A 26,196-nucleotide genomic window follows, 5' to 3' on the forward strand; every position below is an offset into this window, starting at 1 on the left:
GGGGCCCGTGGTCACTGGAACGCCCTGCGGTAAGCCTGTGGGCTGACTCCGGCGACGCGCTTGAAACGGTCGCGGAAGGCTGTGGGCGAGCCGAAGCCGACCTGGACGGCGATGCGCTCGACGGAGTGCCCGGTCGTTTCGAGCAGGTGCTGGGCCTGCCGGATCCGTGCGCGGTGCAGCCACTGCAACGGCGTGCTGCCCGTCTGGTCCCGGAAGCGGCGCAACAGGGTGCGGGTGCTCATGCCCGCCCGGCCCGCGATGTCCTCCAGGGTGAGCTCGCGCCCGGCGTTCTCCTCCAGCCAGCGCAGGAGCGGTTCGAGCTCCGAACCCTGCGGAGTGGGCGGAGCCTCGGCGACGATGAACTGGGCCTGGCCGCCCTCGCGTTCCAGGGGCATCACCGAGAGGCGGGCGGCGTCCGCCGCGACGGCGGAGCCGTAGTCCCGGCGGATCAGATGCAGACACAGGTCGAGTCCGGCGGCAGCGCCGGCGGACGTCAGGATCTGCCCGTTGTCGACGTAGAGCACGTCCGGGTCGACCTCGATGTCGGGATGGCGTTCGGCAAGACCGGCCGCGGCCATCCAGTGTGTGGTGGCGCGGAGCCCTGACAGGAGTCCTGCCGCGGCGAGCGTGAAGGTGCCCGCGCAGATCGAGGCGATCCGCGTACCGTTCGCCGCCGCGTCCCGCAGCGCGTCAAGGACCGCGTCGGGAACCGGCCCGGACACGTCGGCGGTGCCGGGCACGATGATCGTGTCCGCGTCCGCGAGCCCCTCCAGGCCCCACGGCGCCTGGAGGGTGAACAGGCCGGCGTCGACCCGCGGCGCGGCGGCGCAGACGCGCACCCGGTAGCCGTCCCGCCCGCCCGGCAGCCGGGTGCGGCTGAAGACCTCGATGGGGGTGGACAGGTCGAACGGGATGACGGTGTCCAGCGCCAGAACGGCCACGGTGTGCATGGCGGCAACGTACGGCAGAGTCGGGATCCCGCCAAGCGCGAGCACAGGCGGTGCGGCTTCCCCGTACCGCGTGAGCTGGCCTGGGATTCGATGGCGGTATCTCTGCGAAGCCTGTCACTAATGCCACTGTTCCGCCGCAGGGAGCGCTGGCTAATCTCGGCGACCGGGTCCCGATCGGGAGCCGCCTGACCTCCGCCGTTCTCCGAATCCCAGGGGCCCTTGTGACCAAGTTCTTCCTGACGCTGCATGTACTGGCCGCCATCCTCGCCGTCGGCCCGGTCACCGTCGCCGCCAGCATGTTCCCCGCGGCCCTGCGCCGCGCCCAGGCCGACCCGCGGGACCCGGCGGCCGTCGCCTCGCTGCGCCTGCTGCAGCGCATCTGCTCGGTGTACGCGTTCGTCGGCGTCGCCGTCCCCGTCACCGGATTCGCGACCGCGAGCAGCCTGAACGTGCTCGGCAGCGCCTGGCTGATCGCCTCGATCATCCTCACGACCGCGGCGGCCGCGGTGCTCATCGTCCTCGTCCTGCCGCGTCAGGAGGCGGCGCTCGAAGCGGTGACAGGGGAAGGCGGCGACGGCGCGCGCGGCCAACTGGCCCAGGGGACAGGCGTGGTGGCCGTGGGTGAGCGCACCAGTTCCCAACTCGCCATGTACACGGGCGTGTTCAACCTCCTCTGGGCCACCGTCACCGTCCTCATGATCATCAGGCCCGGTTCCACTACCGGAGCCTGATCTCGCGTAGGGCGTTGCCCTAGATCGCTGTTGACCCCTGTGGAGCGAAGGCCCTAAGTTCGGTGAACGTGCGTTCACCAGCGCTTTCCTTACCACGGGGGTATCAGGAATGGTCCGTGCACCACATGCTCCACAGGCCGCTGACCCGGCCGCCCTGCCACCGTCCGCCGCCCTGTACGTCGAGCTGGCGCTCGACGACGCCGAACAGGAGCGGCTGCGCGCCGTCGCGCCGGGGCCGGTCTGGTTCGCCGAACCGGACTCCGGATCCGCCGACGACGCACGCGTCCTCGCCGACTCCCACATCGCCCTCGGCAACCCGAGGGCGGACCGACTTGAGCAGGCGCCGAACCTTCGCTGGCTGCAGCTCGCGTCCGTCGGCATCGACCGCTATGCGGGCCTGGACTGGCCGGTCCTGGGGCAGCGGCTGACCGTCACCAACCTCGGCGGGCTCTTCGCCGACCCGGTCGCGGAGACCTGCCTCGCGGGCATCCTCGCGCTCTACCGCGGTGTCGACGTCCTGGCCGTACTCCGCGCGGGGGAGTCCTGGTCCAAGCTCGACGTACGCCCCGGCCTGCGGCTCCTGGGCGGGGCGAACGTCCTCATCCTCGGCAGGGGATCCATCGCCCTGCGCCTCGCCGCACTCCTCGCGCCCTTCGGCTGCTCCGTCACGCACTTCGCCCGGGGCAACGGCGACATCCGCACCCGGCGCGAACTCGACGCCAGGCTGCCCGAGTTCGACGTCGTCGTGGGACTGCTGCCGGGCACGGACGAGACCGCGGACCTCTTCGACCGGCGGCGCGTAGACCTGCTGCGCCCCGGCGCGGTCTTCGTGAACGCCGGACGCGGCACCCTGGCGGACGAGGACGCCCTGGTCGCCGCCCTCGCCTCCGGCCGGCTCGGCGGCGCGGTCCTCGACGTGACCCGCGAGGAACCGCTCCCCGCCGGGCACCCGCTCTGGAGCTGCCCGAACGTGATCCTCACCCAGCACACCGCGGGCGGTTCACGCGACGAGACGAAGCGCATCGTCGACATGTTCGTGGACAACTGGCAGCGGCTCGCCGACGGGAAGCCGCTGCGCAACGTCGTGCGCTGGTCCCAGGGTTACTAGTACCAGGACCACGCGCCGTCACAGGAAGTGGAAGCCCGGCCTCGGGTGCATGAGGAAGTCGTGGTGCGAGATGTTCCACGCGTACGCGCCCGCCATCGCGAACACCACCCGGTCCCCGGCCCGCAGCCCCGTCACCGGAACCTGCCGGGCCAGGACGTCCTTCGGGGTGCACAACTGCCCCGCGAACGTCACCCGGTCCTGCAGCGCCTCGGACCGGGGCCAGGGGTGCGGCCACGGCTCGCGCGCCGGGAGCACGGTGCAGGGCTGGTCGTGGCCCTTGGCCGCGGGGGTGCGCAGATGGTGGGTGCCGCCGCGCACCACCGCGAACTCCTCGCCGTGGCTCTGCTTCACGTCCAGGACCTCGGTGGCGTACCAGCCGCAGTACGTGGTGAGCGCCCGCCCCGGCTCGATACGCAGCGTCAGTTCCGGGTGCGCCGCACAGAGTTGGGCGAGGCCTTCTCCGTACGCGGCCCAGTCGAAGCGCGCGCCGGGGTCGGCGTAGTCCACGCTCATCCCGCCACCGACGTTCACCTCCGCGAGGCGGATGCCGTGCCGCCGGGCCAGCGCCTGCGACCAGGTCACGACGGACTCGGCGATCGCGAGCTGCCGCGGTGCGTCGAGTCCGCTGGCCAAATGGGCGTGCACGCCCAGCAGGTGGAGTCCGCGGAGGCTGCCGTCGGTGAACGGCGAGACCACGGAATCCGCCTCGGCCGGGTCGATGCCGAAGGGAGTGGGACGTCCGCCCATCGCGAGGGAACTGCCGGCCAGGGACTCGGCGTTGAGGTCGAGATTGAAGCGGAGCAGCACACCGACGCGGGTGTGCGGCACGACGCGGGCGGCGATCGAGGCCAGCATCCGCAGCTCGTAGGCGCTCTCGACATGGAAGCGCTCCACGCCGAGCTCAAGGGCTGCCGTGATCTCGTCCGGCGTCTTGCCGGGGCCGCCGAAGGCCAGCGGTCGTCCCGCGACCGCCTTGGCCACGTGGGCGAGTTCGCCGCCGGAGGAGACCTCGTAGCCGTCGACGTGCGGGCCGAGCGCGGTCAGGATCTCCGGCTCCGGATTGGCCTTGGCGGCGTAGTAGAGCTCGACCTGCCGGGGGAGCGCGGCGCGCACCGCGGCGGCATGGGCGTCGAGCGCCGACAGGTCGTACAGATAGGCGGGCAGTTCCTCCGCGGCGAGGCCGAGGGCACGGTCACGTACGGCGGGGGTGGGGAGGGTCATTCGGCGGTGCTCCAAGGTGCGTCGGTGCGGGCGCCCAGGTCCCGTACGTGCTCGGCGAGCGGAAAGGGGGAGGTGAGACGGACATAGCCCGCGTCCCGGTCGGCCTTGCGCTCCCAGCGGGTGAGCAGATTGGCCTTGGCGGGCAGCGGCACTCCGGCGAGCAGGGCGCTGAGCCGGGGCGGGCAGCCGTGCGTGTCGGCGAACTCCTGCACGATGGCACGGACTTGTGACCAGAGCGCGGCCTCGGTGTGCGGATGGAGGTCGGCGAGGGCGGCGAGCAGCTCGGCGACGTGGTTCACCAGGAGGCAGTAGACGACGCGGTCCCAGCCGCGCTGCGCGTCGTACGTCATCGGGCCCGCGACCTCGGGCGGGAGCGCCGCCAGGGTCTCCGCGTGACGCTCCGGGACCAGCTTGGTGCCCTCCAGGTCGCGGAAGAGCACCTGCGCGGGCATGCCGTCGTCGTCGACGCAGATCAGTACGTTCTGCAGATGCGGTTCGAGCACCAGGCCGTGGTCGAAGTACGCGGCGAGCACCGGCGGCAGCAGAAGCCGGAGATACCTCTGCCACCAGTCGAGCGCCCGCTGCGGGCCCGCGCCGTCGAGGAGGCGGGAGATGTGGCCGGGCCCCGTCGGGTACTCGTCCGCGACGGCCGCGGCGAGCAGCGGTGTCGTGCCGGGAAGGAGCCGTCCGGCCAGGCCTTCGCGGACGATGACGCCGAAGCCCTCCAGGAGGGCGAGGTCGGGGCGCCCGTCGGGGCCCGGGAGCGCAAGGCCGCGGTAGGCGGGCTCACGGAGCACGGCGTTGCCCGGGAAGCGGGCGGCCAGGTCGTCCAGCGTGCCTTCGAGTACGCGGGTGAGTGCGACCGCACCCGCCAGCTCGTAACTGGCGTTCTTGCGCAGGCAGTTGGTGATGCGGACGTTCAGGCTGAACTTCAGGAAGGTGTCACCGTCGTACAGCGTGCGCACGGAGGCGGTGGCCGCGAAGGGGGAGCCACCGGGCCCCAGGTCGATGACGTCGGCGCGGTCCAAGGCGGCACGCAGCCCCGGGTGCTCCCGCAGCAGGTCGTACTGCCAGGGGTGCACCGGAAGGAGCCGGTAGCCGTCCGGCACGGTGCCGAGGCGGTCGAGCGGGGCCGTGGCGCCCGGCCGCGCCGACTCCTCGGCGATGAGGTGGTCCCGTACGGCGAGGTGGCGCAGCGGGAAGGCGGCCGCGGTCTCGGGGGCGTACGCCGCCCAGTCGGCGAGGTCGCCGCCGCGGGCCTTGGGAGTGGGGTGGAAGCGGTGGCCGAACAGCAGGGACTGCTCGGAGGCCAGGTAGTCCGCGAGCCACTTCGGGGCCGGGGCGGGGGTCGTCTCCGTGGAGGGAGCCGGACGGTCGGCGGCGATCGCGGCGCTGACGCCTTCGTGGCTGGAGGCGATCTGCTCCAGGAACTCCTCGTTGCTCACGCCCGTACGCAGCGAGAGCTCGGCATGGGTGTACTCGGCGAGGCGCGGCCAGTCGACCTCCACCCAGGCGCCGTCCCGCTGCTCGGTCACCGGGCCGGTGAAGCGGTGGGCGCCGAGGAGGGACGCGCGGCGCAGCGCGACGCGCAGGAGGACCCCGCGGCGCGGCAGCCGGAGCAGGAGGTCGCCGTCGACGACGGCGGTCTGGTGCTCGGGGCCCGAGACCTCGCGCAGCAGGCAGTTGAGGAGGGTGTGCGTCACCGCATGGTCGGCGCTGGGCAGACGGGTGGGCGCGGCCCCGGCGACGGGGGCGCCCGCGACGAGGGCGGCGGACTGGGCGGGCGCCCAGGATGGGGCGGCGAACGTGCCGGTCGGCAAGGACATCAACGGCTCCAGCGGATGCGGGGCGAGCGGCGGAACAAAGCGGGGAGAGTGGCGGCGGCCAGGGCTACCAGGGCGATCGCGGTGCCGGTCAGGAGGGGCGCGGGCAGGCCGATGAGGCTGTGGCCGGCCGCTGCCGCGAGACCGGCGGCGACCGCGCCGCCTTTGGAGACGAGCTCCAGCGTGCCGAACATCCCGCCGGGGGGCCTGCCGTGGGCGCACTCGGCGGCCAGCACGGACAGACTGACGAGGCCGAGGGTGAGGCCCGCGCCGAGCAGCAGTCGCACACCGGTGAAGGCGGCGAGCGAATCGGCGGCGCCGTGCCCGGCGAGACCGAGCGCGACCAGACCGAACCCGGCGGCGATCCCCTGCATGGGGCGGCGCTCGACGGCCCGGTGCACCCGCAGCGCGAACAGCAGGTAGCACAGGTGCGGCAGGGCGAACAGCGCGCCGGACACGACCGGCGAGACGCCGGGTATTCGCTCCTCGACCAGCGCGATCAGGTAGGGGAAGGAGATGACGGTGGAGAAGACGAAGGCGAACTCGAAGGCGTAGAGCGCCCTGAGAGGGGCGAGCGGTACGGCGGCCTCCGGCGCGTCGGCCACTTCGGTGCCCGGCGGTTTCGCCGTGGGCTCCGGCAGGGCGGCGAGCATCGCGGCCGCGGCCAGCGGCAGGACGGCGAGCAGTGCGTACTGGCGGTGCGGCGAGATCCAGGGGGTCAGCGAGCCGACGACGATCGGCGCGAGGACCAGCGCTGCCCGCGCGGCACCCTGCATCAAGGTGAGCGCCTTGGAGAGGCCCGAGCCGGTGAGCGCGGCGGCGAGGTAGCCGTTGGACGCGGCGAACGTGCCGCCCAGGACGCCTTGCAGCACCAGGGCCGTGACGAACGCGCCGAGGGACTCGGCCCACCCGGCGAGCAAGAAGGAGAGAGCGAGGCCGAGTTGAGCCCGCAGAAGCAGCCGTTTTCGGCCGAAGCGGTCGGCGGCCCGGCCCCACAGGGGCGCGCCGAGCGCGCCGAAGACCGTCGGGACGACGTACAGGAGCCCGGCCCAGCGGGCGCTCGCGTCTCCCAACTCGGGGAGGATCGCGGTGAGATACGGGGGTAGCCCGAGGGCGGCGAAGGACGCGACGAAGTAGCAGGCGGCGACGGCGTGCACCTGGCGCCGGCCGAATCCTGTGCCCACGGTCGAACCCTCCGTAAGCGCGTGCGCCGATGATGCGGTGGCCATCATGAAGTCCCCGTCTGCCGCAGGTAGTTGGGTCCTGTCGTGTAGTGCTTGTTGATGTCGGCGGCCCCTGAGCGCTCCTTGGAGAGCAGGGTGCCCGCGGTGACCATCGCCTTGACGGGCAGCTCCGGCGCGTCAAGGACGTGCGCCCGCAGGAGCGCGCCCGGCTCGCCGGGACCCGGGCCGAGCCGCTCGACGGCCTCGGCGAGCCGCTCGCGCACGAGCCGGAGCAGCCGCTCCAGCGGGGCGTGGCCGTGCCGGGCGAGCCCGAACGCGTAGGACCCGGCGCAGAGGTGGAGGGTGATGGTGGTGAACACGTCGAGCACGGGCCGATCTCCGTCGACGAAGATCCTGGGATCGTCGAACTCGCCCGCCTCCGGGGCCGGTTGCCCCATGACGTCGTGCAGCCGGGCGAGGTTGACGCGAGGCCCGTCGTTGTCCTTGAACAGCAGCCGCAGCCGGGTGGGGCCGGCCGCGTCACTTCCCGCGGGGTGGTCCATCACCAGCGAGATGTTCTGCTGATGCGACTCCAGGGCGATCCCGTAGGCGAAGAGGGTCGTCTGCCAGTCGAAGAGGAGGGCGAGCGTGGCGTCCAGGAGGGCGAGGGGGTCGCCGCCGTAGAAGCGGTCGGCGAGGTGGTCGATCAGCAGCCGGTCGCCGCCGGGTGCCGGGCACAGGAGCGCCGCCATCGGCACGACCGCGGCGCCGTCGAGGCCGGCGGGGTAACGGCGCAGGAGCACGGCGAGGAGTTCATGTCCGGCGTGGGCGAAGCGGGTCTCGTCCGCGTGCAGGACGACACCTTTGAACCGGGGTTCGCGGTCGATGACGGCTTCGACGAGCCGCTGGCCCGCGGCGCCGTCGGCGAGGGTGCCCGGCTTGATGGTGCGCCGGTTGCGCAGGCCCAGTGTGGCGGTGGCGAGCGGCAGTTTGAGGTGCTGCGTGGCGTCGGAGGTGAGGGCGACGGTACGCATCGAGAGGGTCGGTACGACGTCGGGTCCGGGACGGTCGACGAGCTGGGCCCGCCCGTCGAGCCCGGCTGCCCGCAGCGCGTCCCGCAGGGGTCCTTCCGCGGTCAAGGGGTGTACGGGGAGGAGGAGATGGGTCCCTTCGAGCTCGGGCATGCCGGCTGCGCCGGGTGACAGCCAGGAGGTGGTGCCACCGCCGATGGTGAGGGCCTCGCGGGGGAGGGCGAGCTGTCGCAGCGCGAAGGCTGGATGGAACTCGGGTGCGTACGCACGCAGTTGGGCGACGGAGAGCCCTGAGCGGCCGCGGGAGGTGGGATACACGGGGTGATCGGCCCGGGCGGCGAGCGTGTCGTAACCGAGCCCGCCCGCGAGTCCGGTCCAGTTGGCGGGATCCGCGCCGTACCGCTCGACGAGCAGGCTCTCCACCTCACCCTTCGTCTCGTCATGCAGCCGCAGGGCATCGAGCGCCTGCTCACACTCCACGGCGAACGCCTCGAACCCGCCACGGTCGACGGGCTCGGCGAGATCACGCAGGGCGCCCAGAATGCTGCCCGCGTCAGCGAGTTCGGCCCCATCGGACTCGCGCCGGAGCAAGGGGAGCCGGGCGGCGTACGTGGCTTGATAGCCGTCCGGGTGGACGGCCATCAGCAGAGCGTCGGTGCGAGGCGCGCACCCGGCGGGGCACGAACTCGGCGTGCTTCCGGCGCGGCTGTCGCTGTCTCCGGGTGGGCCAGCGACGACGACCTCGGCTGGGTCAGCGACGACGACCCCGGCTTCCACGGAGCCACGGGGTTCCGCGCCGGGCGGGACGGTGGCCTGGACGTCGCGGCCGACCGCCCCCGAGTCATGCCGACCGCTCACGCCGACGCCGGGTCGGCGGGCGGAACCACTGGAGGCCGCAGCTTCTTCTACGGAGGCATGGGGCACATCGTCCGGCGGGATCGCCCCCGGCAGGCCGCATCCACGGCCCCCGTCGGCACCGACCCGCGGCGCGGGCACCCTAGTGGTGGCTTCGTCCTCCGCGGAGTGTTCCCGCACCGCCGCCACCGGCAGCCTCAGCCACAAGCCGTCCGGTTGCCGCATCGCCGTGCTTCGGGTGCGCCACCCCGCCACGTCCTCGCGCAGGAGTGCGCTGAGTACGCGTAACAGGAACTCGGCCTCGACGTCGGCCCCGGTCGAAGGTGCCCCGCCAGGCGGACGCGTCACGGCGTGATCTCCCAGTGATGCTCGGCGAGGAACTCCGCCACGGCTCGGTCCACCTCTGACTGTTCGGTGCCGGTGGCGCGGACCACCCCGAGGAAGTCCCGGTTCGTGCCGTGGAGTTCGCGGCGTTCGCCGACTTCGCGTAGTGGGCGGTATGTGAGATGTACCCCGCCCATCCTCACTTCGGTCGCGCCCGGCGCAGCCGTCAGCGTTCCGGCGCTCTGCGCGCACGGATAGTCGAGCAGTGCCCGGCCGTCCGTCCGCGCGCCCAGGTCCGAAGGGAGCGGCTCGCCCAGATGCGTACGGAGAATGAGCTCGAAGAGCGGTATGTCCAGGAGTTGAGCGAGGAGCAGATCGCACTGGTCGCCGATGGCGCGGTAGTTGACCTCGATGAGCCGTGCCCGCCCCTCCGACACCACGAATTCCGTGTGGCACGCCCCGAATCCCACCCCCAGCACGTCCAGTTGGGTCAGGACCTGAGCCACCACCGCCTCCGGATGCGCCGGGACGAACGTCAGCCGCTCCTCTATGAAGTACGGCGGCGGCGACACCTCCGTACGGAAGCCGCCCAGTACGTGCCTGACGTGGCCGTCGCCGAGCGTCTCCAGGGTGCACAACTCCCCGGCCAGGTACTCCTCGACGACCAGTGCCGCCCCCGGACGCCGCGCCTGTATCTCCGCGCACCGCCGCACCAGCTGCTCCGGCCCCTCGACCAGCACCACGTCCTCGCTCGCCACCCCCTCCCGCGGCTTGACCACGCAAGGGAACGGCACGTCGAGAGCCGTGAGTTCGGCCGGATCCCGGTCGGTGGGCAGCTCCGCCGACCACACCGCGTCAACGCCCGCAGCAGCGAGATGGCGCCGCATCTGCGCCTTGTCCTTGGTGCGCAGCGCCGCCCGCCAGTCCTTGCCGGGCAGCCCGAAGTACTCGGCGGCCAGCGCGGCCTGGGTCTGCAGATGGTCACTGTTGGTGAAGATCGCGCCGGGGGAGTGGTGGGCGGAGATCCGGCTGATGACGGCACGGAAATCGAGTACGTCGCACTCCAGGATCTCCAGAGACTCCAGAGGCTCCAGAGGCTCCAGAGACCCCAGGGATTCGAGGCTCTCCTGGACCAGGCCGTCCCGGTGGGCGTCCGGCTGATCGGTGAGGAGGGTGACGTCGAGGCCGAGCCTGTGCGCGGCGGGCAGAAAGCCTTCGGTGACCGAGTCGGTGGGGTTGCGGGCAAGGACGTACAGCCGCATGGCGAGTCCACTTCCGGGTGCGAGCGGAGGTGCATGTGGGGGGGAGTGAGCGGGGCGGGGTGGGGCGGGGCGGGCCGGTCGAAGGGCCCGCCCCCAACTAGCGTCTACTTGGCCGGGAGTTCGACGTCCGTCGCCTTGGCCACGTCTTCGAGGACGTGCTCCGCGGCCTGGACGCCGATGCCGGACATCCACGTCTCGTCAGGGACCGTGAAGACCTTCTTCTTCTTGACGGCCGTCAGGTCCTTCCAGACCGGGTTGGACGTGACGTCCTTCTGCTGGGTCTTGTCGGGAGCGTCGGCGACCGTCACGAAGATCAGGTCGGCGTCGGCCTTGTCGATCTGCTCGGGGCTGACGTCCAGCATCGTCTTCTCGGGGTCGGACGAGTTCTGCGAGGCCGGGCGCGTGAGGCCGATGTCGTCGAGGACGATGCCGCTGTAGGCGGACTTCTGGTAGAGCCGGGTCGGGCCCGCGACGAAGCGGACGACCGAGGCCGACGGCATCTTCCCGTCGTACTTCGCCTTGATGGATTCACCCAGGGCCTTGGCGCGCGTCTCGTAGCTCTTGAGCGCCGTGTCGGCCTGGCTCTCCATGCCGAGCGCCTTGGCGTGGACCTTCAGGTTCTCCTTCCAGGGAGAACCCGTGGTCTCGGTGAAGACGGTCGGCGCGATGCCCTTGAGCTTGTCGTAGACCTTCTCGTGCCGGACCTTGGAGGACAGGATCAGATCGGGCTTGAGGGAGGCGATCAGCTCCAGGTTCGGCTCCTCCATCGGGCCGACGTCCTTCACACCGCCGATCTTGTCCTTGAGGTACGAGGGGAAGCCGCCCGCGGTCTTGAAGTGCGGGGAGACCGCGCCGACCGGCTTGACGCCGAGCAGCGTGACGTCGTCGAGCTCTCCGGTGTCGAGGACGACGACCTTCTGCGGCCGTGCGGGGATCTCGGTGCTGCCCATGGCGTGCTTGATGGTGCGCGGGAAACCGGTGTCGGCGGCGGAGTCGCCCTTGCCCTTGTCGTCCCCGTCGGAGTCACCGCACGCGGCGAGCGCTCCGGTTCCGAGGACGACGGTGAGCAGGACGGCACTGAGCCTGCGTGGAAGGGTGCTGGTGGTCATGAGGGTTGGATTCCCTTGCTGTGAGCGGATGGTGGGGCGGTGGGACGGGACGTGACAGACGGGACGTGACGCCGGGGACGATCAGGCGGGGACGGCCGGATCGTCCGAGGTGCGGCGGGCGGTTCTGCCCTTGGGTACGACCAGTGGGGTGCCGGTCTCCGGGTCGGGGATGACCCGGCAGTTGACGTCGAACACGTCCTTGACGAGTTCCGCGTCGAGTACGTCGGCGGGCGCCCCGGCCGCGGCGAGCTGCCCGTCCTTGAGGACGACCAGGTGGTCCGCGTACCGGGCGGCCTGCCCGAGGTCGTGCAGCACCATCACCACGGTGCGGTCCGCCTCGGTGTGCAGATCGGCGACCAGGTCGAGTACGTCGAGCTGGTGCCGCAGGTCCAGGAAGGTGGTCGGCTCGTCGAGGAGCAGCAGTTCGGTGTCCTGGGCGAGCGCGAGGGCGATCCAGGCGCGCTGGCGCTGGCCGCCGGAGAGCCGGTCCACGCTCCGCTCGCGCAGCTCCGTGGTGCCGGTACGCTCCAACGCCTCGTCCACCGCGGCCTGGTCGGCCTTGGACCAGGGGCTGAGGAAGGTCTGGTGGGGGTAGCGGCCCAGGCGTACGAGGGCTTCGACCGTGATGGCCTCGGGTGTCACCGGCTGCTGCGGCAGGAGGCCCATCCGCCGGGCGAGCGCACGCGCGGACATCCGGTGGATGTCGGCACCGTCCAGGGCGACACTGCCGCCGGCGGGCGCGAGCAGCCGCGTGAGGCCGCGCAGGAGGGTGGACTTGCCGCAGGCGTTCGGGCCGACGATGGCGGTGACGGCGCCGCCGGGCAGCGTCATGTCGAGGCCGCCGACCACGACCTTGTCGCCGTACCGCAAGTCAAGCCCGTGCGTGGAGAGTTGGTTGGCGGGGGACGCCGGCGCGGACGTCTGTGTGGGGCTCATGCGGCACTCCGGTTGACGGGCCTGCTCTGTCGGATCATCAGCACAAGGAGCCAGGGAGCACCGAGCGTCGCGGTGACCACCCCGACGGGGAGCCCGGACACCGGCAGCAGATGCTGCACCACCAGGTCGGACGCGAGGAGCAGTACCGCGCCAGCGAGGCCGGTGAGCGCCAGCGTCCCCGGGGTCGGCGGGCCCGCGACGAACCGCACCAGATGCGGTACGGCGAGCGCCACGAACGCGACGGGCCCGGTGAGCGCGGCGGCGAGCGAGGCCAACACGATGGCGGTGAGGAGGAGTTGGAGCCGGGCGGCAGACGGGTTCAGGCCGAGCCCGCCCGCCGACTCGTCGCCCAGGTCCAGTACGGCGAGCCGCCGCTGGAGCGCGAACGCGGCCACCAGCGCGAGCATCACCGCACCTCCGGCGGCCCACACCTCGGTCCACGTCCGCCCGTAGAGCGATCCGGTGGTCCACTGCAGCGCGGAGCTCGCGAGTTCGGCGGGGAAGCGTACGACCATGAGGTTCACGGCGGCGGCGAGGCCCGCCTGGACGGCGAGCCCGACGAGCACGAGCCGGGTGACGGTGAGCCCCGAGCGCCAGCCGAACACTCCGAGCAGCAGCGCCGCCAGGAGACCGCCGCCCAGCGCTGCCAGGGGGATCAGTGTCTGGGACGCCCCCGTGGCGAGCAGTACGACGGCTCCGAAGGAGGCGCCGCCCGTCACGCCCATCACGTCCGGCGAGGCCAGTGGATTGCGGAACACCCGCTGCAACATCGATCCCGCGACCCCGAGCCCGACCCCGGCGATGACCGCGGCGACCACCCGGGGTGCCCGGAAGTCCTGCACCACGAGCACGTCCGCCGGGTCACCGAGCCCGACGAGGCCGCGCAGCGCGACGGACGCCGACATCGGCATCTGGCCCTTCGTCAGGGCGAGTGTGAAGAGGGTGAAGAGGATGGCGAGGCCGCAGCAGGCGAGCAGCGCGAGGCGACGAGCGTGCCGGGCGCGCGTCCCGGTGGGGGCGGCCTTGGTCTCCCGTACGGCGAAGACGGTCATCGCGCCACCTTCCGGGCCAGGACCGCCAGCAGCGGTGCGCCGAGGAAGGCGCTGACGATGCCGACCTCCAGCTCGGAGGGGCGCACGACGACGCGGCCGAGGACGTCGGCGGCCAGGAGCAGCAGCGGCCCGGCGATCAGACAGCCCGGCACGAGCAGCCGGTGGTCGGAGCCGACCGCGAGCCGTACGAGATGCGGGGCCGCGAGCCCGATGAACGCGACGGGCCCGGCGACCGCCACCGCCGAGCCCGCAAGGAGGACGACCGCGATGCCCCCGGCCACGCGGATCCTGGTCACCGGCACACCGAGCGCCTGCGCCGAATCGTCGCCAAGGGCGAGGGCGTTGAGCGCGGGCGAGATCGCGAGGGCGAGGACAAGGCCGATGACGAGCGTGGGAAGGACCGGCCAGAGCACGTCGAGCGTGCGCCCGGACAGCGAGCCTGCCAGCCAGAAGCGGGCCTCGTCCAGCGTCCGTTCGCTGGCCAGCATCACGGCCTGGGTCCAGGAAAGGAGCACCATCTGGAGCACGACGCCGCCGAGCGCGAGCCGCACCGGGTCGAGGTCACCCGCGTGCCGGGCCAGCATCTGGGCGAGCATTCCGGCCGCCGCGGCACCGAAGAAGGCGAACCACAAGTACTCGACGGGCCGCGTGAGATGCAGGGCGTAGATGGCGACGACGACCGCGAATCCGGCGCCCGCGTTGATGCCGAGCGTGGTCGGCGATGCGAGCGGGTTGCGTGTGATGCCCTGGGCGACGGCACCGGCCACGCCGAGGGCGGCGCCCACGGCGAGCGCGACGACGGTGCGCGGAAGCCGCAGTCCGGTGACCACGATGGCGTCCCGCCCGTGGGCGTCGCCGAAGAGCGCCTCGGCCACTGTGGAGAGCGGCACCGGGCGCGACCCCAGGGCCAGGCTCAGCATGGCGCACAGCACCAACGCGGCGAATCCGGCGAAGAGTAGAGGGATCCGCCGTGCGGAGAGGCTGCCTGGTGGGGCGGCCCGATCGATCTTGGACACAGGGTGAGAGTTTAGGTTAGGTATACCTAAGGCTGTCAACTGCCTGTGAGGGGCGGATTACTCGCGATAGTCGGGCCAGGTGGCGCGCCGCGTCGATGCGGCAAGTTGAAGAAAAATAAGGTAAGCCTTACTTAGCTCGCCGGTTGACGACTCCGCCGGTGAGCGCCCGATGGACCTGCCCTGCCTTCCAAGGAGTACGAGTGCCGCTGACCGTGGCCCCGGACCTGGCGCCGAACGCCACCGCCGTGAGCCCCGCCGCTCTGCTCGCCGCGACCTGCCGACGGCTCGCCGCGCACTGCGAGACACTCGCCGTCACGGTCGCGCAACCCGGCTCGACCGCGGGTCAGGGGTGGGTCACCGGCGCCGAACTGACGTCGGATCAGGGTGCTCTGGAAGCCTTCGTCGCGGCGGAAGCGGCACGCATCCGCGCCGGTCACGACCACACCCCGCGCCCGGACGTAGCCGCGTCCCGCGCCCTGCACGGCTACCTCTGGTCGGTCTCTCTGCTGATGAGCGGCGCCTGGTACCTGGAGCGGCGCGTGCCCCGGATCCACCCGGAGGACGTGCGCGTCCACCTGGAGACCGGCGCCTTCGAGGTCGTCCCCGGCTCGTTCGCCTGCCTCCCGGACGATCCGGCGGCGGGGCTCCCCGGAGTGCAGGTCCTCGCCGACGAGGAGTCGCTCCGCATCGAACTCCGTGCCGCGGTCGTCGCGCACATGCGGCCGCTGCTCACGGCGATCGGGCCCCGACTGCGGCGCGGACAGCGGGCGTTGTGGGGCATGGCCGGGGACGATCTCATCTCCGGGATCTGGTACCTGGGACGCATGCTCGGCCAGGAGGACGAGGCGCTGCGAGCGGTGGACGCGCTGCTCCCGGGCCCTGTCGAGCCCTTCCCCGGCGGCGCGGCCTTCCGCCATCTGACGACCCGTGACGGCGAACGGCACCCGACCCGCACCCGTCTCGGCTGCTGCCTCTACTACACGATCCGCGCCCCCGAGGCGTGCGGCACCTGCCCGCGCGTCTGCGACGCGGAACGACTGCGGAGGCTGGAGGCGGACATCACCTCGGCCGACGTGCCGTCGGAAGCCGTGCGGCGAACTGACGCACCGTCGGAAACCGTGCCGCGTACAGACGTGCCGTCGGAAGCCGTGCGGTGAAAACGTGGTAGGGAATCTCGCGTAGCCCTCGCTCACGCCAGGAGACGCCCATGCCCTTCCAGGTTCCCGTCATCGACATCACGCCGTACGTCGACGACGACGGCCCGGCGGCCGAACGCGCCCGCGTGGCACGGGAGATGGATGAAGCCTGCGCCCGCGTCGGCTTCATCCAGATCCTCGGCCACGGCATTCCCGACGAGACGGTGGACGGCCTGACCGCCGCCGTGGACGGCTTCTTCGGCCTTCCCCTGGAGACGAGGAAGAGCTACCGCGTCACCGGCGCGAACCGCGGCTACAGCCCGCCCAAGAGCGAATCCCTCAGCCTGAGCCTCGGCGTGGAGTCCGCCGGGCGCATGAACGACTTCTTCGAGGCGTTCAACATCGGCACCGAAGCCCGCTCGTTCCCCGGACTCGACCTGTCCGAGGACGATTACGGGCTCAACATCTGGCCCACGCAGGTCGACGGCTTCGAACCGGACGTGCTGAGCTACTTCGCCGAGGCCGGCCGCGTGGCACGCACCCTGACCCGTATCTTCGCGGACGCCCTCGGGGAGCGGTCCGACTTCTTCGAGTCGCTGACCGACCACTCCATCGACGTACTGCGCATGAACAACTACGCGCTCCCGGAAGGCACCGTCACCCTCGACGGCGACCTGACGGGGATGGGCGAGCACACCGACTTCGGCCTCGTCACCGTGTTGTGGGCGGACCAGGTCGCCGGTCTTCAGGTGCTCGGCACCGACGGGGCCTGGCACGACGTCACGCCCGTCGACGGCGCACTCCTGGTCAACCTCGGCGATCTCACCGCCCGGCTCACCAACGACCGCTGGATGTCCACCCTGCACCGCGTCAAGCCGCCGATCGTGGACGGCGGCATCGTCCGGCGCCGGTCCGCCGCCTACTTCCACGACGGCAACGTCGACGCGGTGATCTCCACACTGCCGAGCCACCTCGACGCCTCCGACGAACTCGCCTACGAACCGATCCTCGTGCGCGACCACATCAAGGCGAAGCTCGCGGGCTCCCGGCAGGGCAAGTCGAACGCGGCGGCCGTCCGGGAGGCGGCGCGGGTGCGAGCGGCCGCGGGGCGGGAGGCCGCGGGGCGGGGGGCCGGGAAGGGCGGCCCCGCGGCCGAATCCGGCTCGGTCACGCCTGGTTGAGGGAGGCGCGGATCGCCTCGAGGGCCTCGGTGATGTGTGCTTCGGCTGCCGCCTTGTCGATGCCGAGCCCGGCGAGGGTGCCCGTGCCGCCCTCCGCCTCCAGGAGCGAGAGCAGGATGTGCTCGGTCCCGATGTAGTTGTGACCGAGCCGCAGCGCCTCGCGGTAGGTGAGTTCGAGGACCTTCTTCGCCCCGGCGTCGTACGGGATGAGGTCGGGCACCTCGCCGACCGCGGGAGGCAGCGCTTCGGTGACGCTCTCGCGGATCGCGTCGAGCGAACTGCCCTGCGCCACAAGGGCCTTCCCGGCGAGGGCGTCCGGGTCGGTCAGGAGTGCGAGCGTCAGATGGCCGGGGCCGATCTCGTCGTTCCCCGCGGCGCGTGCCTCCTCCTGCGAGGCCATGACCACGTGCTTCGCCCGTGGGGTGAACCTGCTGAAGCCCTGACGGGGATCGAGGTCCGACATCTCGCCGGGGTCCTTGGCCACGAACCGCTTCTGGGCCGCCTGCCGAGTGACCCCCATGCTCTTGCCGATCTCCGTCCACGAGGCGCCCGAGCGGCGCGCCTGGTCCACGAAGTGGCCGATCAGATGGTCGGCGACGTCGCCGAGGTGATCGGCGGCGATCACGGCGTCGGAGAGCTGGTCGAGCGCCGCTTCGGGGTGGGCCTTCTTGATGGCCTGGATCAGGTCGTCCAGACGGATGGGGTGAGTGGGTTGCGTCATGTGTCAACGGTAGGTTGACAGTGAAGCAGGTGTCAACCCTCGGTTGACACCTGCCTTCCGTCGACAGGTACTCCACCTACTCCTTCCAGGCGGAGTTCTGGATGACCTCGACGAAGTCGCCGCGCGTGTAGCCGGGGACGAAGTGTTCGAGGACGTCGGCCTTCACGTTTCCGAAGGTGGTCTCCGGCTTGGGGGCGATGCCCTCGGTGAACGCCTCCAGGATCCGCCGCTTGAAGTCGGGGCGTGGATGCAGCGCGGTGATCTCGGCGCGATCGCCGGCGGTCAGGTCGTCGTAGCCGATGCCCAGTACGTCGTACTCCACCCCGGCGGTGACCAGGGCGACCTCCGGTTCCATGAACTCGGGGATGCCCGGGGTCGTGTGCAGGGCGATGGCGGTCCACACCCGGCGCACGCTGTCCTCCGGGACGCCGTGACCGTGCAGGAAGCGGCGCGCCTCCTCCGCGCTGTCCACCTCGAAGCGGCGCCCGCTGTCCCGGAACCGCTCGCCCAGGCCCAGGTCGTGGAACATCGCGCCGATGTAGAGCAGCTCGGGGTCGAAGCTCAGCCCCCGTCGGGCGCCTTGCAGGCTGCCGAACCAGAAGACGCGGCGGGAGTGGTGGTAGATCAGGTCGCTCGCCGTGTCCCGCACCAGTTCGGTGGCAGCGGCGGCCAGCTTGGTGTCCGGCACGGACACTCCGGCGGCGGAGGAGGGTTGGGCGGAAGGTGCGTGGGCGGTCATGGGGTGCCTCCTGTTGTCATCGAGAGAAGGGGGGCGGGGCGCCGGGCGCAGGGTGTGGCCCCCTGCCGGAACCTGTCGGCCCCTGATGCCAGCCTGCTCTCCGTAGACGTTCCACGGCCATGTCCCTGTGGACACGTACCCCACACATCTGGACACGTCCTGCCGCTACCGTGGTCCCGTGCGCGAACAACCGGACCGACCCCGCCCCCACCACGTCTACGTCCTCGCCTTCGACGGCGTGCGCCTTCTCGACGTCGCGGCGCCCTTGGAAGTCTTCGCCACCGCGAGCCGATACACCGGCGGCCGCTACACCGTGCGGGTCTGCACCCCCGGCGGGCAGGACGTCAGGACCTCCACCGGGCTGCGGATCGCGGCGGACCTTCCGGCGGCGGAGGTGGCCGAGGTGGCTGGGGCAGGCGGCGCGGACACTCTCGTCGTCCCCGGTCACGCGGAGCTCGTCACGTTCGCCGAACGGCCCGACCTCGTCGAGCTCGTGGCCCAACTGGCAAGCGGGGCAGGCCGGGTGGCCGCCGTGTGCACCGGCGCCTTCGCGCTCGCCGCGGCGGGACTCCTGCGTGGCCGCAGGGCGACGACGCACTGGGAGCACGCGGCGAAGCTGGCCCGGCTGCACCCCGACACCACCGTCACGGCGGACGCCATCTACGTCCAGGACGGGCCCGTCCTCACCTCGGCCGGGGTCACCGCCGGCATCGACGTCTGCCTGGCTCTCGTGGAGCAGGACCACGGCCCCGACACAGCGCGGCGGGTCGCCCGTGACCTCGTGGTCTTCCTCCAGCGACCCGGCGGTCAGTCCCAGTTCTCCGCGGCCTCGCGCGCCCCGGCGACCAGTCACCCGGTGCTGCGCCCGCTGCTCGACGCCATCGCCGCCGACCCGGCGGCCGACCACCGCCTTGCGACCCTGGCCGGGCGGGCCGCCGTGAGCCCCCGGCATCTGACCCGCCTCTTCACGCGGCAGCTCGGCACCACCCCGGCCGCGTACGTGGAATCCCTCAGGCTGGAGGCCGCACGCATGCTCCTCGAACGCGGCGCGAGCGTCACCGACGCGGCCGAGCGCAGCGGCCTCGGCAGTGACGAGACGCTGCGCAGGGCCTTCGCCCGCCACCTGGGGACGACCCCGTCCGCGTACGCAGCGCGTTTCCGCACGACACGGATCGAGGTGCGTGCGCACGGAGTTACCTCAGGGGCATGAACTCGGGCAGGGTGAGGGCCGAGTGGGCGGGGCGTTCCTCCCCGGAAGGCGAGGTGCTGAGATTGCGCAGCCTGTCGTTGCGCTGCTCCAGGGCCCGAGCGGTGGTGGGGAAGAGGGCGGCGTCGCCCACGCCGATCCGCCCCTGATTCAGGGTCACGAACTCACGGGTGTCGTGTTCGTAGGCGGCGAAACCCGCGGCGGCGTCCCGGCCGGCCAGGGATCCGGCGAGCATGTACGCCCCGACGAGCGCGAGGCTGGAGCCTTGTCCGGTGAGGAACGAGGGTGCGTACGCGGCGTCGCCCACCAGTGCGACCCTGCCGCTTGACCATCGGGGCATGCGGATCTGGCTGACCACGTCGATGAACAGGTCATCCGCGTCGTGCATGGCGGCGATCATGCCAGGGACTTCCCATCCGGCGTCGGCGTAGATCCTGGCGACCAGGTCCCGTTGGGCTTCCGGGTCACGGAACGCGTCGACGTCGAAGGGCGGTTCCGGGTGGGCGAAGTTCAGGAAGGCGTGTACTTCGTCGTTGTCGCCCACGGCGTAGAGAGCCGCGGCTCTGCCCGGGGTGTTCCACATCATGACCTCGTGGGAGAGGCCGAAGGTGTTGCGCATGGTGAACACGGCGAAGCGGTACCCGAGGTAGCGGTGGAACTGCTCTTCGGGGCCGAAAGCGCACTCCCGGGTACGTGAGTGCAGACCGTCCGCGCCGAACACCATGTCGAACGTACGGCTGTTGCCGCTGCGGAAGGTGACGCCGACCCCGTGGCCGGGCTGGCGGGGCTGGTCGGGTTGGTTGGACTGGTCGGGCTGGTTGGCCTGGTCGAGGGTGTCGATGGAGTTGTTGAACAAGAACTCCACGTCGTCACGCACGGCTGCGTAAAGAGCGTCGGTCAGATCCCCGCGTCGCACTTCGAGGTCCCGTCCCGCGACACTGCCGGCGACGGAATGCGGATTGACCGAGGCCACCTTGCCGCCGTCCGCGTCGAGGAAGGTGATCCGGCGTGCGCCGATGTGCGCGTCCCGCAGTCGGGGCAGGATCCCCATCCTCCGGACGACCTCAAGTGCGGTGCCACGTACGTCGATGGGGTAACCGCCGCTACGTGGCGCGCCCGCCTTCTCCACCACCGTGACCGCGTACCCGTAGCGGTTCAGCCAGAACGCGAGGGCTGTGCCCGCGATGCTGGCCCCCGATATCAGGACCTCGCGCCTCGGCGTGGAACGGCTGTGACCATCCGTCAACTGTTCGGTGGGGCTCATGCTTTGACTCCTTTGCGCATGGTGCGGACGACAAGCAGCGACAGCGCCGTGACGACGCCGGCGATGACGAAGCCGGTGACGAAGGCCGATTCGGCCGGGTCGTCCGTCCCGGGGCGGGTCCCGGCGGTGAGGAAGGCCCCGCTGACCTGTGCGCCCGCGGCGAAGCCGATCACGCGCGTCACCAGGACCAGACTGGTGGCGGTGCCGGTGTCGCCGTGGTCGACGGAGGTGGCGGTCTTGACGACCATCGCCGTGATGCAGACACCACTGGCCAGAGCGATCAGCGCCTTGCCGACGACGAGGTGCCAGACCTCGGTGTGCACGAACGCCATGGCGGCCAACGTGGCCGTCATGACACCGATCCCAGCGGTGACCACGGCAGTCGAGCCGAACCGCCGCGCCGCGAGCCCGCCGAGCGGCCCGCTGATCGCCCCCGCGACGGCGCCGGGCAGCAGGTAGCGTCCGATGTCGGTGGAGCCGGCGTCGAAGCCGTACCCGTCGGCGGACACCGCGAACAGCTGCGGAACGAGATACATCGAGACCGAGGTGCCTACGCAGACGGCGAAGGTGATCACATAGGAGCTCCATACGGAGGGCTTCGCCACCACGCGCAGATCGACCATCGGCGAGGGTGACCGGCGTTCGACGGACATCCATGCCGTCACGAGGACGGCCAGGAGCACGACGATCGCGCCGAGCGCGAGTGGCCGGCTGCCGAGCTCGGGCGCCATCGAGAGCCCGAGCATGAGCGTCAGCAGAACGCCGCTCAGGAGAACGAGGCCGGGCCAGTCGATCCTGGCGTCCGAGCGACCCGGCGGATCGTCCGGCATCAGCTTGTGGACCAACAGGGTCGCCGCGACGATCGCGATTGTCGGTATCGCGAACATCCAGTGCCGGGAAAGGCCCTCCGCGATGGGTCCGGCCATCAGCGTGCCCAGCATGCCGCCGCCCACGAACAGCCCGCTGACCATCCCGATGGCCACCTGGGACTCGCCCGACGGGAGGTGCTTGCGCACCAGGATGAACGAGAGCGGCATCGCGCCCACCATCGCGCCCTCCAGTACCTGACCGAGCAGCAGCACCGGCAGGTTCGGTGCCAGCGAGGACACCAGGCCACCGGCCGAGACCACCGCCATCAGCCGGAGCATGACCCGTTTCCCGCCGTAGCGGTCACCCAGGCTGCCCGCGACGGGCGTGACGAGAGCGCCGGTGATGAGCATCGTGATGCTGAGAAGTGCCCCTTGGGCAGGGCTCATTGATAATTCGCGTTGTAAGAGCGGGAGTGTCGGTGTCACCACCGACTCCAGGGCTCCGGTGGCGGCCGCCAGCATGCCGAGAGCCCAGACAGCGGCCTTCCCGATGCGGGCCGGGGGAGCCAGGGCTGTGGTCATCGTGGTCATCAACGTCCTTTCCCTCGTTGCCGGTTGAGCAAGCGGTCGGCAGCGCGTGGGTGCCGACGTCACCAAAATTACACTACACCGTGTAGTAAAGTCAGGCTAAGATACGGCCATGCCAACCACGAAGACACTGCGCGAGGGGTCCACGCGAAAGCGGGCCGCCATCCTCTCCGCGGCCCGGGAACTGTTCCTCGCCGACGGCTTCGACCGGACGAGCGTCGACGCGATCGCCGGCCGAGCCGAGGTGTCCAAGCGGACGGTCTACGACTACTTCGGCGACAAGCAGACGCTGCTGCAGGCAGCCGTCGATACCGTCGGCCAGTCACTGATCACCACGATCCGGCGCATCCTCGACGACACCCTCACCGACCCCACCGAAGCCGCCGACCTCGAAGACGTCCTGGTCACGTTCTCGATGCGCATCGCGACCGACATGCTCGGCTCGGCGGAGTACGCGACGCTGCAACGCCTGGTCCGGGCGCGATCCGGGCACCTGCCGGGCGGGGGCGAGAACGCCATGGCCGACACCCCCGACGAGGCGCTCGCCGAGCGGTTCGCCGCCTTCGCCGAAGCCGGGCTGCTCGACGTCCCCGACGCCCGGCTCGCGGCCGACCAGTTCATCGCGCTGACCTTCAACGTCGCGCTCAACAGGTTCGGTTCCGCCAACGCCGCCGAGGACGCCCGTGTCCGGCCACTCCTCGTCGAGGGAGTGCGGACCTTCCTCCGGGCGTACCGGGCCGCGTAGCGCCCTTCGGGGCGGCGCGAGTTGTTCTTCCGGCGGTGGTCAGCTGTGCGCCCGCCGAGCGCCGGGCGTGTGGCCGAAGGCGCGGCGGAAGACGTCGATGAAGGCGCTGCTCGACGCCCAGCCGCAGCGGTGCGCGACCACGGTGACCGGGGTGTCGTCGGCCAGCAGGCACAGCGCGTGGTGCAGGCGCAGCTGGGTGCGCCACTGCGGGAAGCTCATGCCGAGTTCGGCCCGGCAGAGCCTGGTCAGGGTGCGGTCGCTGACGCCGGTCGCGGCGCCGAGCTGGGCCAGGGTCCGGGGGTCGGCCGGGTCGCCGCGGAGGACGGCGCACACCGCGACCAGACGGGGATCGCGGGCCGCCGGTACGTGGACGGGCTGCTGGGTCGAGTGGCGTAGCTGGTCGAGCAGGACGGACCGCAGGCGGCGGCGCTCGGCGGTACGGCCGACGGGCGGCTCGGGCTGCCGGGTGTAGGCGATGATCAACTCGCGTAGCAGCGGGGCGACTTCGAGGACGGCGGGCCGGTCGAGGCGCAGCGGATTGTCCGCCACCGGCAGGCCCACCAGGTGCAGATCCGTGTCGCCGTACGCGCGATGCTCGTGGACGGTTCCCGCCGGGATCCAGAGCGCCCGCGTCGCGGGCGCGACCCAGCTGCCCGCGTCGGTGGTGACCGACAGGACGCCGCGGCCCGCGTACACGATCTGGTGCTCGTCATGCCGATGCGCGTCGACCTCCGCGCCCGCACGAAGGGGGAGGAGGCCGGTGGTCGCGTGGGGAGCGTGGCGGATTTTCGACACAAGCGGGCACTTTACCGGAGGCGGGAAGGCCGGGGCCTGGCTGAGCGCCGAGCTCGGACGCCACGGGGGGCGCCCCGCGACCACGCTGATGCGGTCGGCAACTAGGGCCGGAGCGCCAGGAATTCGAGCCAGTTCTACGAACTGCTCTCGCGGTGGGTACGTGAGGTCGGCCAGTACCCCGGAACGTCGGGCGGCAGCGGGGCGAGGCGCGGGCGCGTGGTCGAGGTGTCAGATGTCTGCCATGACGCGATCCAGCGTTGCCCGGCCCGCGGTTCCCCAGGTGCGTTTCCCGCCGGGGAGTCCCCGCTCCCCGGCCCGGCCGATGTGGATGAGGCCGATGGCGCGCAGCACGGCCCAGCCACGGGCCCGCCGTACGGTCGCCTCGTCCGCGCGGGCGTAGGCGTCGAAGAACCGTGCCGCCGCGCCCGCGGGGAGGAGCAGCCACGCGGCCGATAGGTCGGTCGCGGGGTCGCCGGCGCAGAGTTCACCGAAGTCGAGCACGCCGGACAGGGTCCCGCCGGAGACGACGACGTTCGCGGGATGCAGGTCACCGTGCAGCCAGACCGGCGGTCCCGCCGGACCGGGAGCCGAGAGGGCGTCCTCCCAGATGTCCCGTACGGCGGCGGGAACGTGGCTGAAGGAGGCCATGACCTCGAAACCTTCGGTGAATCCCTGCGCGTAATTGCTGAGGGGAAGGCCACGCGTCGGATTGACCGGGGCGTCGGACGGCGCCTCCACATGGAGCGCCCCCAGGAACTCCGCCAGAGCGTCGGCCGCGTGGTCGCCGCGGCTGATGGCGGCGCGGTCGGCCGGTTCTCCGGGGACCCAGGCCGCGATGGTCCAGGGCTTCGGGAAGCGTACGGACGGTTCGCTGATCCGCAGGGGAGTCGGCACCGGGAGAGGCAGGCGTGGGGCCAGGGCGGGGAGCCAGTGATGCTCTTTGCGGAGCAGGTCCGGGGCGCGTTCCGTGCACGGCAGCCGTACCGCCAACTCATCGCCCAGACGCCACAGTTGGTTGTCCCAGCCGCTGACCGCCCCGTGGAGTTCGAGATCGGAGAGGTCCGGATGCTGCTCATGGAGCAGCGAACGGACCAGTGCCTCATCGATCTCCACGACGTCGCCCATGTACGGAGAGCCCATCCCTCGGGGTGCTGGTGGTCGGCCGATGAATATACGCCTGAGCCCCCTGCGCCCACCGCACCGCCGGGCCCATCGCGAGGCTCGCCCCGAGAAGGATCCCGCCGAGGAGGAGCCAGCCCGGTATGCCCCACACCACGAGGAGCGAGGTGAGCAGGAGCGGGCCGAGGGTACGGGCGGCGGGGACTCCGGTGCCGAAGAAGCCCTGGTACTGGCCCACTTGGTGCGCGGGTGCCAGGTCGAAACTGATCTGCCAGGAGCCGGCGGACTGCTGCATCTCCGCGATGACCTGGAGCACCGCTCCCGCCACCAGGACTGCCACCGTCGCCCACACGGGAAGCCCCGTGGCGGAGAAGGCGAAGACCGCGCACGAAGCGAGCATGACGAGACCGGAATGCCGCACCGCACGCGTGGCCGAGCGCGGTCCCCGGACGTCACGGGCCACGCGGACCTGGAAGGCCATCACCACAAGGGTGTTGAGGACGAAGAGCGCCGACACGAGCCAGCTCGGCGCGTCCGTCCGGTCCACCACCCACAGCGGAATCGCGAGGCTCAGGAGCGGCATCCGCAGCAGCAGGACCGCGTTGAGGGCGGTGATGACGGCGTACGGCCGGTCGCGGAGCACGGACAGGCGGGGCTCACCCTTCCCGCGCGCCACGGACCGCGGTACCTCGGGCAGCCGCAGCAGCACCAGCGCGCAGAACAGGAAGCTGACCGCGTCCAGCCCGAAGACCGCGAGGTACGCCCCGCGCGTGCCGTGGTGCAGGGCGAGGCCGCCGAGGGCCGCACCGACGGCGAGACCGGCGTTGAGCGTCGACTGGAGGCGGGCCAGGAGGCCCGTACGTGCCGCTGCCGTCACGAGACCCGCGAGCAGCGCCTGACGCGCGGCGGCGAGACCGCACTGGGCGACGGCGTACAGGCAGGCCGCGATGAGGAACGGAACGAAGGAGCGGATGAAGAGGAAGGAGGCGACCGACGCGGCGGTGGCCAGGGCGAGCAGCACCGCTGTGCCGCGCGGCCCCCTCCGGTCGGCGAGCGCGCCCAGCGGAACACCCGTCACGGAACCGATGGCCCACGCGACCGTGAGCGCGAGGCCGATCTGCGTGGGGGAGAGGCCGACGACGCGGGTGAAGTACAGGGCCGAGGTCACGTAGTAGGCGCCGTCGCCGAGCGAGTTGCTCAGCTGGGCGGCGGCGAGCACGCGCGGGGCTCCGGCGGGTGGCAGGACCTGAATCGGCACAACGCTCCCTTGGTAGGCGGCCGTTGGGCCGTTCGTTCGCTGGTGTTAGCAGC

23 protein-coding genes are annotated in these 26,196 nt (G+C 71.6%); 6 read left to right on the plus strand and 17 right to left on the minus strand.

Features of this window, described 5'->3' with window-relative positions; translation table 11 throughout:
- Positions 1-11: 11 nt before the first annotated feature.
- Positions 12-950 carry a GlxA family transcriptional regulator gene (locus tag E5671_RS40785; protein WP_160509249.1) on the minus strand — a complete coding sequence of 313 codons (939 nt, stop codon included), beginning with the start codon at positions 948-950 and terminating at the stop codon, positions 12-14.
- A gap of 221 nt (positions 951-1,171) precedes the next feature.
- On the opposite strand from E5671_RS40785, the gene E5671_RS40790 reads away from it, so the two are divergent.
- Positions 1,172-1,681, plus strand: coding sequence for a DUF2269 family protein (locus E5671_RS40790; protein WP_160509250.1), 510 nt, complete (start codon positions 1,172-1,174; stop codon positions 1,679-1,681).
- A 109-nt stretch (positions 1,682-1,790) separates the two neighbouring features.
- On the plus strand, positions 1,791-2,789 hold the full coding sequence (locus E5671_RS40795) for a D-2-hydroxyacid dehydrogenase (RefSeq protein ID WP_160509251.1): 999 nt from the start codon (positions 1,791-1,793) through the stop codon (positions 2,787-2,789).
- Positions 2,790-2,807: 18 nt separating this feature from the next.
- Here the strand turns inward: E5671_RS40795 and E5671_RS40800 are convergent, their stop codons facing one another.
- From E5671_RS40800 to E5671_RS40840, 9 genes are all read right to left on the minus strand, one after another.
- Positions 2,808-4,010: a type III PLP-dependent enzyme gene (locus E5671_RS40800; protein WP_160509252.1), complete on the minus strand. Its 1,203-nt coding sequence runs from the start codon at positions 4,008-4,010 to the stop codon at positions 2,808-2,810.
- The gene (locus tag E5671_RS40805; RefSeq protein WP_160509253.1) at positions 4,007-5,836 is read right to left on the minus strand and encodes an IucA/IucC family protein; all 1,830 of its coding nucleotides are present in this window, start codon (positions 5,834-5,836) and stop codon (positions 4,007-4,009) included. The genes E5671_RS40800 and E5671_RS40805 overlap by 4 nt, the downstream gene beginning before the upstream one ends.
- The gene (locus E5671_RS40810; protein WP_160510741.1) at positions 5,836-7,062 is read right to left on the minus strand and encodes an MFS transporter; all 1,227 of its coding nucleotides are present in this window, start codon (positions 7,060-7,062) and stop codon (positions 5,836-5,838) included. Before E5671_RS40810 ends, E5671_RS40805 begins: the two co-directional genes overlap by 1 nt.
- Complete coding sequence (locus E5671_RS40815) at positions 7,062-9,230, minus strand: IucA/IucC family siderophore biosynthesis protein (protein WP_336605988.1); 2,169 nt, start codon at positions 9,228-9,230, stop codon at positions 7,062-7,064. The genes E5671_RS40810 and E5671_RS40815 overlap by 1 nt, the downstream gene beginning before the upstream one ends.
- Positions 9,227-10,468 (minus strand): ATP-grasp domain-containing protein, encoded by a 1,242-nt coding sequence (locus E5671_RS40820; protein WP_160509254.1) that lies wholly within the window; start codon positions 10,466-10,468, stop codon positions 9,227-9,229. Before E5671_RS40820 ends, E5671_RS40815 begins: the two co-directional genes overlap by 4 nt.
- A gap of 104 nt (positions 10,469-10,572) precedes the next feature.
- Positions 10,573-11,577 carry an ABC transporter substrate-binding protein gene (locus tag E5671_RS40825; protein WP_160509255.1) on the minus strand — a complete coding sequence of 335 codons (1,005 nt, stop codon included), beginning with the start codon at positions 11,575-11,577 and terminating at the stop codon, positions 10,573-10,575.
- Positions 11,578-11,658: 81 nt separating this feature from the next.
- Positions 11,659-12,513, minus strand: coding sequence for an ABC transporter ATP-binding protein (locus E5671_RS40830; RefSeq protein ID WP_160509256.1), 855 nt, complete (start codon positions 12,511-12,513; stop codon positions 11,659-11,661).
- Positions 12,510-13,565 carry a FecCD family ABC transporter permease gene (locus E5671_RS40835; RefSeq protein WP_160509257.1) on the minus strand — a complete coding sequence of 352 codons (1,056 nt, stop codon included), beginning with the start codon at positions 13,563-13,565 and terminating at the stop codon, positions 12,510-12,512. The genes E5671_RS40830 and E5671_RS40835 overlap by 4 nt, the downstream gene beginning before the upstream one ends.
- On the minus strand, positions 13,562-14,485 hold the full coding sequence (locus E5671_RS40840; RefSeq protein WP_202122693.1) for an iron ABC transporter permease: 924 nt from the start codon (positions 14,483-14,485) through the stop codon (positions 13,562-13,564). The genes E5671_RS40835 and E5671_RS40840 overlap by 4 nt, the downstream gene beginning before the upstream one ends.
- A 302-nt stretch (positions 14,486-14,787) precedes the next feature.
- On the opposite strand from E5671_RS40840, the gene E5671_RS40845 reads away from it, so the two are divergent.
- Together E5671_RS40845 and E5671_RS40850 are read left to right on the plus strand one after the other, a co-directional pair.
- Complete coding sequence (locus E5671_RS40845) at positions 14,788-15,738, plus strand: (2Fe-2S)-binding protein (RefSeq protein ID WP_160510744.1); 951 nt, start codon at positions 14,788-14,790, stop codon at positions 15,736-15,738.
- A 50-nt stretch (positions 15,739-15,788) separates the two neighbouring features.
- A complete protein-coding gene (locus tag E5671_RS40850; RefSeq protein ID WP_160509258.1) occupies positions 15,789-16,898 on the plus strand; it encodes an isopenicillin N synthase family dioxygenase in 1,110 nt (369 codons plus the stop codon).
- Here E5671_RS40850 and E5671_RS40855 read toward each other — a convergent pair.
- Positions 16,885-17,619: a Clp protease N-terminal domain-containing protein gene (locus E5671_RS40855; protein ID WP_160509259.1), complete on the minus strand. Its 735-nt coding sequence runs from the start codon at positions 17,617-17,619 to the stop codon at positions 16,885-16,887. The two genes, E5671_RS40850 and E5671_RS40855, sit on opposite strands and share 14 nt — an antisense overlap.
- 76 nt (positions 17,620-17,695) lie before the next feature.
- Positions 17,696-18,358, minus strand: coding sequence for an HD domain-containing protein (locus E5671_RS40860; protein WP_160509260.1), 663 nt, complete (start codon positions 18,356-18,358; stop codon positions 17,696-17,698).
- 178 nt (positions 18,359-18,536) lie between these two features.
- Between E5671_RS40860 and E5671_RS40865 the strand changes: the two genes are divergently transcribed.
- Positions 18,537-19,568, plus strand: coding sequence for a DJ-1/PfpI family protein (locus tag E5671_RS40865; protein ID WP_160509261.1), 1,032 nt, complete (start codon positions 18,537-18,539; stop codon positions 19,566-19,568).
- On the opposite strand, the gene E5671_RS40870 is transcribed toward E5671_RS40865, so the two are convergent.
- Both E5671_RS40870 and E5671_RS40875 read right to left on the minus strand, forming a co-directional pair.
- On the minus strand, positions 19,552-20,829 hold the full coding sequence (locus E5671_RS40870) for an FAD-dependent monooxygenase (protein ID WP_160509262.1): 1,278 nt from the start codon (positions 20,827-20,829) through the stop codon (positions 19,552-19,554). The two genes, E5671_RS40865 and E5671_RS40870, sit on opposite strands and share 17 nt — an antisense overlap.
- Positions 20,826-22,220 carry an MFS transporter gene (locus E5671_RS40875; RefSeq protein WP_160510745.1) on the minus strand — a complete coding sequence of 465 codons (1,395 nt, stop codon included), beginning with the start codon at positions 22,218-22,220 and terminating at the stop codon, positions 20,826-20,828. The genes E5671_RS40870 and E5671_RS40875 overlap by 4 nt, the downstream gene beginning before the upstream one ends.
- A 118-nt stretch (positions 22,221-22,338) precedes the next feature.
- Here E5671_RS40875 and E5671_RS40880 point away from each other — a divergent pair, with 118 nt between their 5' ends.
- Positions 22,339-22,971 carry a TetR/AcrR family transcriptional regulator gene (locus E5671_RS40880; protein ID WP_160509263.1) on the plus strand — a complete coding sequence of 211 codons (633 nt, stop codon included), beginning with the start codon at positions 22,339-22,341 and terminating at the stop codon, positions 22,969-22,971.
- 39 nt (positions 22,972-23,010) lie between these two features.
- Here the strand turns inward: E5671_RS40880 and E5671_RS40885 are convergent, their stop codons facing one another.
- From E5671_RS40885 to E5671_RS40895, 3 genes are all read right to left on the minus strand, one after another.
- Positions 23,011-23,766 carry an AraC family transcriptional regulator gene (locus E5671_RS40885; protein ID WP_160509264.1) on the minus strand — a complete coding sequence of 252 codons (756 nt, stop codon included), beginning with the start codon at positions 23,764-23,766 and terminating at the stop codon, positions 23,011-23,013.
- Positions 23,767-23,994: 228 nt separating this feature from the next.
- Positions 23,995-24,891 (minus strand): aminoglycoside phosphotransferase family protein, encoded by an 897-nt coding sequence (locus E5671_RS40890; RefSeq protein WP_160509265.1) that lies wholly within the window; start codon positions 24,889-24,891, stop codon positions 23,995-23,997.
- Positions 24,866-26,143: an MFS transporter gene (locus tag E5671_RS40895; RefSeq protein WP_160509266.1), complete on the minus strand. Its 1,278-nt coding sequence runs from the start codon at positions 26,141-26,143 to the stop codon at positions 24,866-24,868. Before E5671_RS40895 ends, E5671_RS40890 begins: the two co-directional genes overlap by 26 nt.
- Positions 26,144-26,196: the final 53 nt, after the last annotated feature.

This window comes from Streptomyces sp. BA2 (assembly GCF_009769735.1).
Classification (GTDB): Bacteria; Actinomycetota; Actinomycetes; order Streptomycetales; family Streptomycetaceae; genus Streptomyces.

Excerpts from the sequence above, each read along its gene's own strand:
- E5671_RS40785 (WP_160509249.1), bottom strand. The coding sequence starts at position 950 with ATGCACACCGTGGCCGTTCTGGCGCTGGACACCGTCATCCCGTTCGAC.
- E5671_RS40795 (WP_160509251.1), top strand. The coding sequence starts at position 1,791 with ATGGTCCGTGCACCACATGCTCCACAGGCCGCTGACCCGGCCGCCCTG.
- E5671_RS40800 (WP_160509252.1), bottom strand. The coding sequence starts at position 4,010 with ATGACCCTCCCCACCCCCGCCGTACGTGACCGTGCCCTCGGCCTCGCC.
- E5671_RS40805 (WP_160509253.1), bottom strand. The coding sequence starts at position 5,836 with ATGTCCTTGCCGACCGGCACGTTCGCCGCCCCATCCTGGGCGCCCGCC.
- E5671_RS40810 (WP_160510741.1), bottom strand. The coding sequence starts at position 7,062 with ATGGCCACCGCATCATCGGCGCACGCGCTTACGGAGGGTTCGACCGTG.
- E5671_RS40820 (WP_160509254.1), bottom strand. The coding sequence starts at position 10,468 with ATGCGGCTGTACGTCCTTGCCCGCAACCCCACCGACTCGGTCACCGAA.
- E5671_RS40825 (WP_160509255.1), bottom strand. The coding sequence starts at position 11,577 with ATGACCACCAGCACCCTTCCACGCAGGCTCAGTGCCGTCCTGCTCACC.
- E5671_RS40830 (WP_160509256.1), bottom strand. The coding sequence starts at position 12,513 with ATGAGCCCCACACAGACGTCCGCGCCGGCGTCCCCCGCCAACCAACTC.
- E5671_RS40835 (WP_160509257.1), bottom strand. The coding sequence starts at position 13,565 with ATGACCGTCTTCGCCGTACGGGAGACCAAGGCCGCCCCCACCGGGACG.
- E5671_RS40840 (WP_202122693.1), bottom strand. The coding sequence starts at position 14,485 with ATGCTGAGCCTGGCCCTGGGGTCGCGCCCGGTGCCGCTCTCCACAGTG.
- E5671_RS40850 (WP_160509258.1), top strand. The coding sequence starts at position 15,789 with ATGCCCTTCCAGGTTCCCGTCATCGACATCACGCCGTACGTCGACGAC.
- E5671_RS40855 (WP_160509259.1), bottom strand. The coding sequence starts at position 17,619 with ATGACGCAACCCACTCACCCCATCCGTCTGGACGACCTGATCCAGGCC.
- E5671_RS40860 (WP_160509260.1), bottom strand. The coding sequence starts at position 18,358 with ATGACCGCCCACGCACCTTCCGCCCAACCCTCCTCCGCCGCCGGAGTG.
- E5671_RS40870 (WP_160509262.1), bottom strand. The coding sequence starts at position 20,829 with ATGAGCCCCACCGAACAGTTGACGGATGGTCACAGCCGTTCCACGCCG.
- E5671_RS40875 (WP_160510745.1), bottom strand. The coding sequence starts at position 22,220 with ATGACCACAGCCCTGGCTCCCCCGGCCCGCATCGGGAAGGCCGCTGTC.
- E5671_RS40880 (WP_160509263.1), top strand. The coding sequence starts at position 22,339 with ATGCCAACCACGAAGACACTGCGCGAGGGGTCCACGCGAAAGCGGGCC.
- E5671_RS40890 (WP_160509265.1), bottom strand. The coding sequence starts at position 24,891 with ATGGGCGACGTCGTGGAGATCGATGAGGCACTGGTCCGTTCGCTGCTC.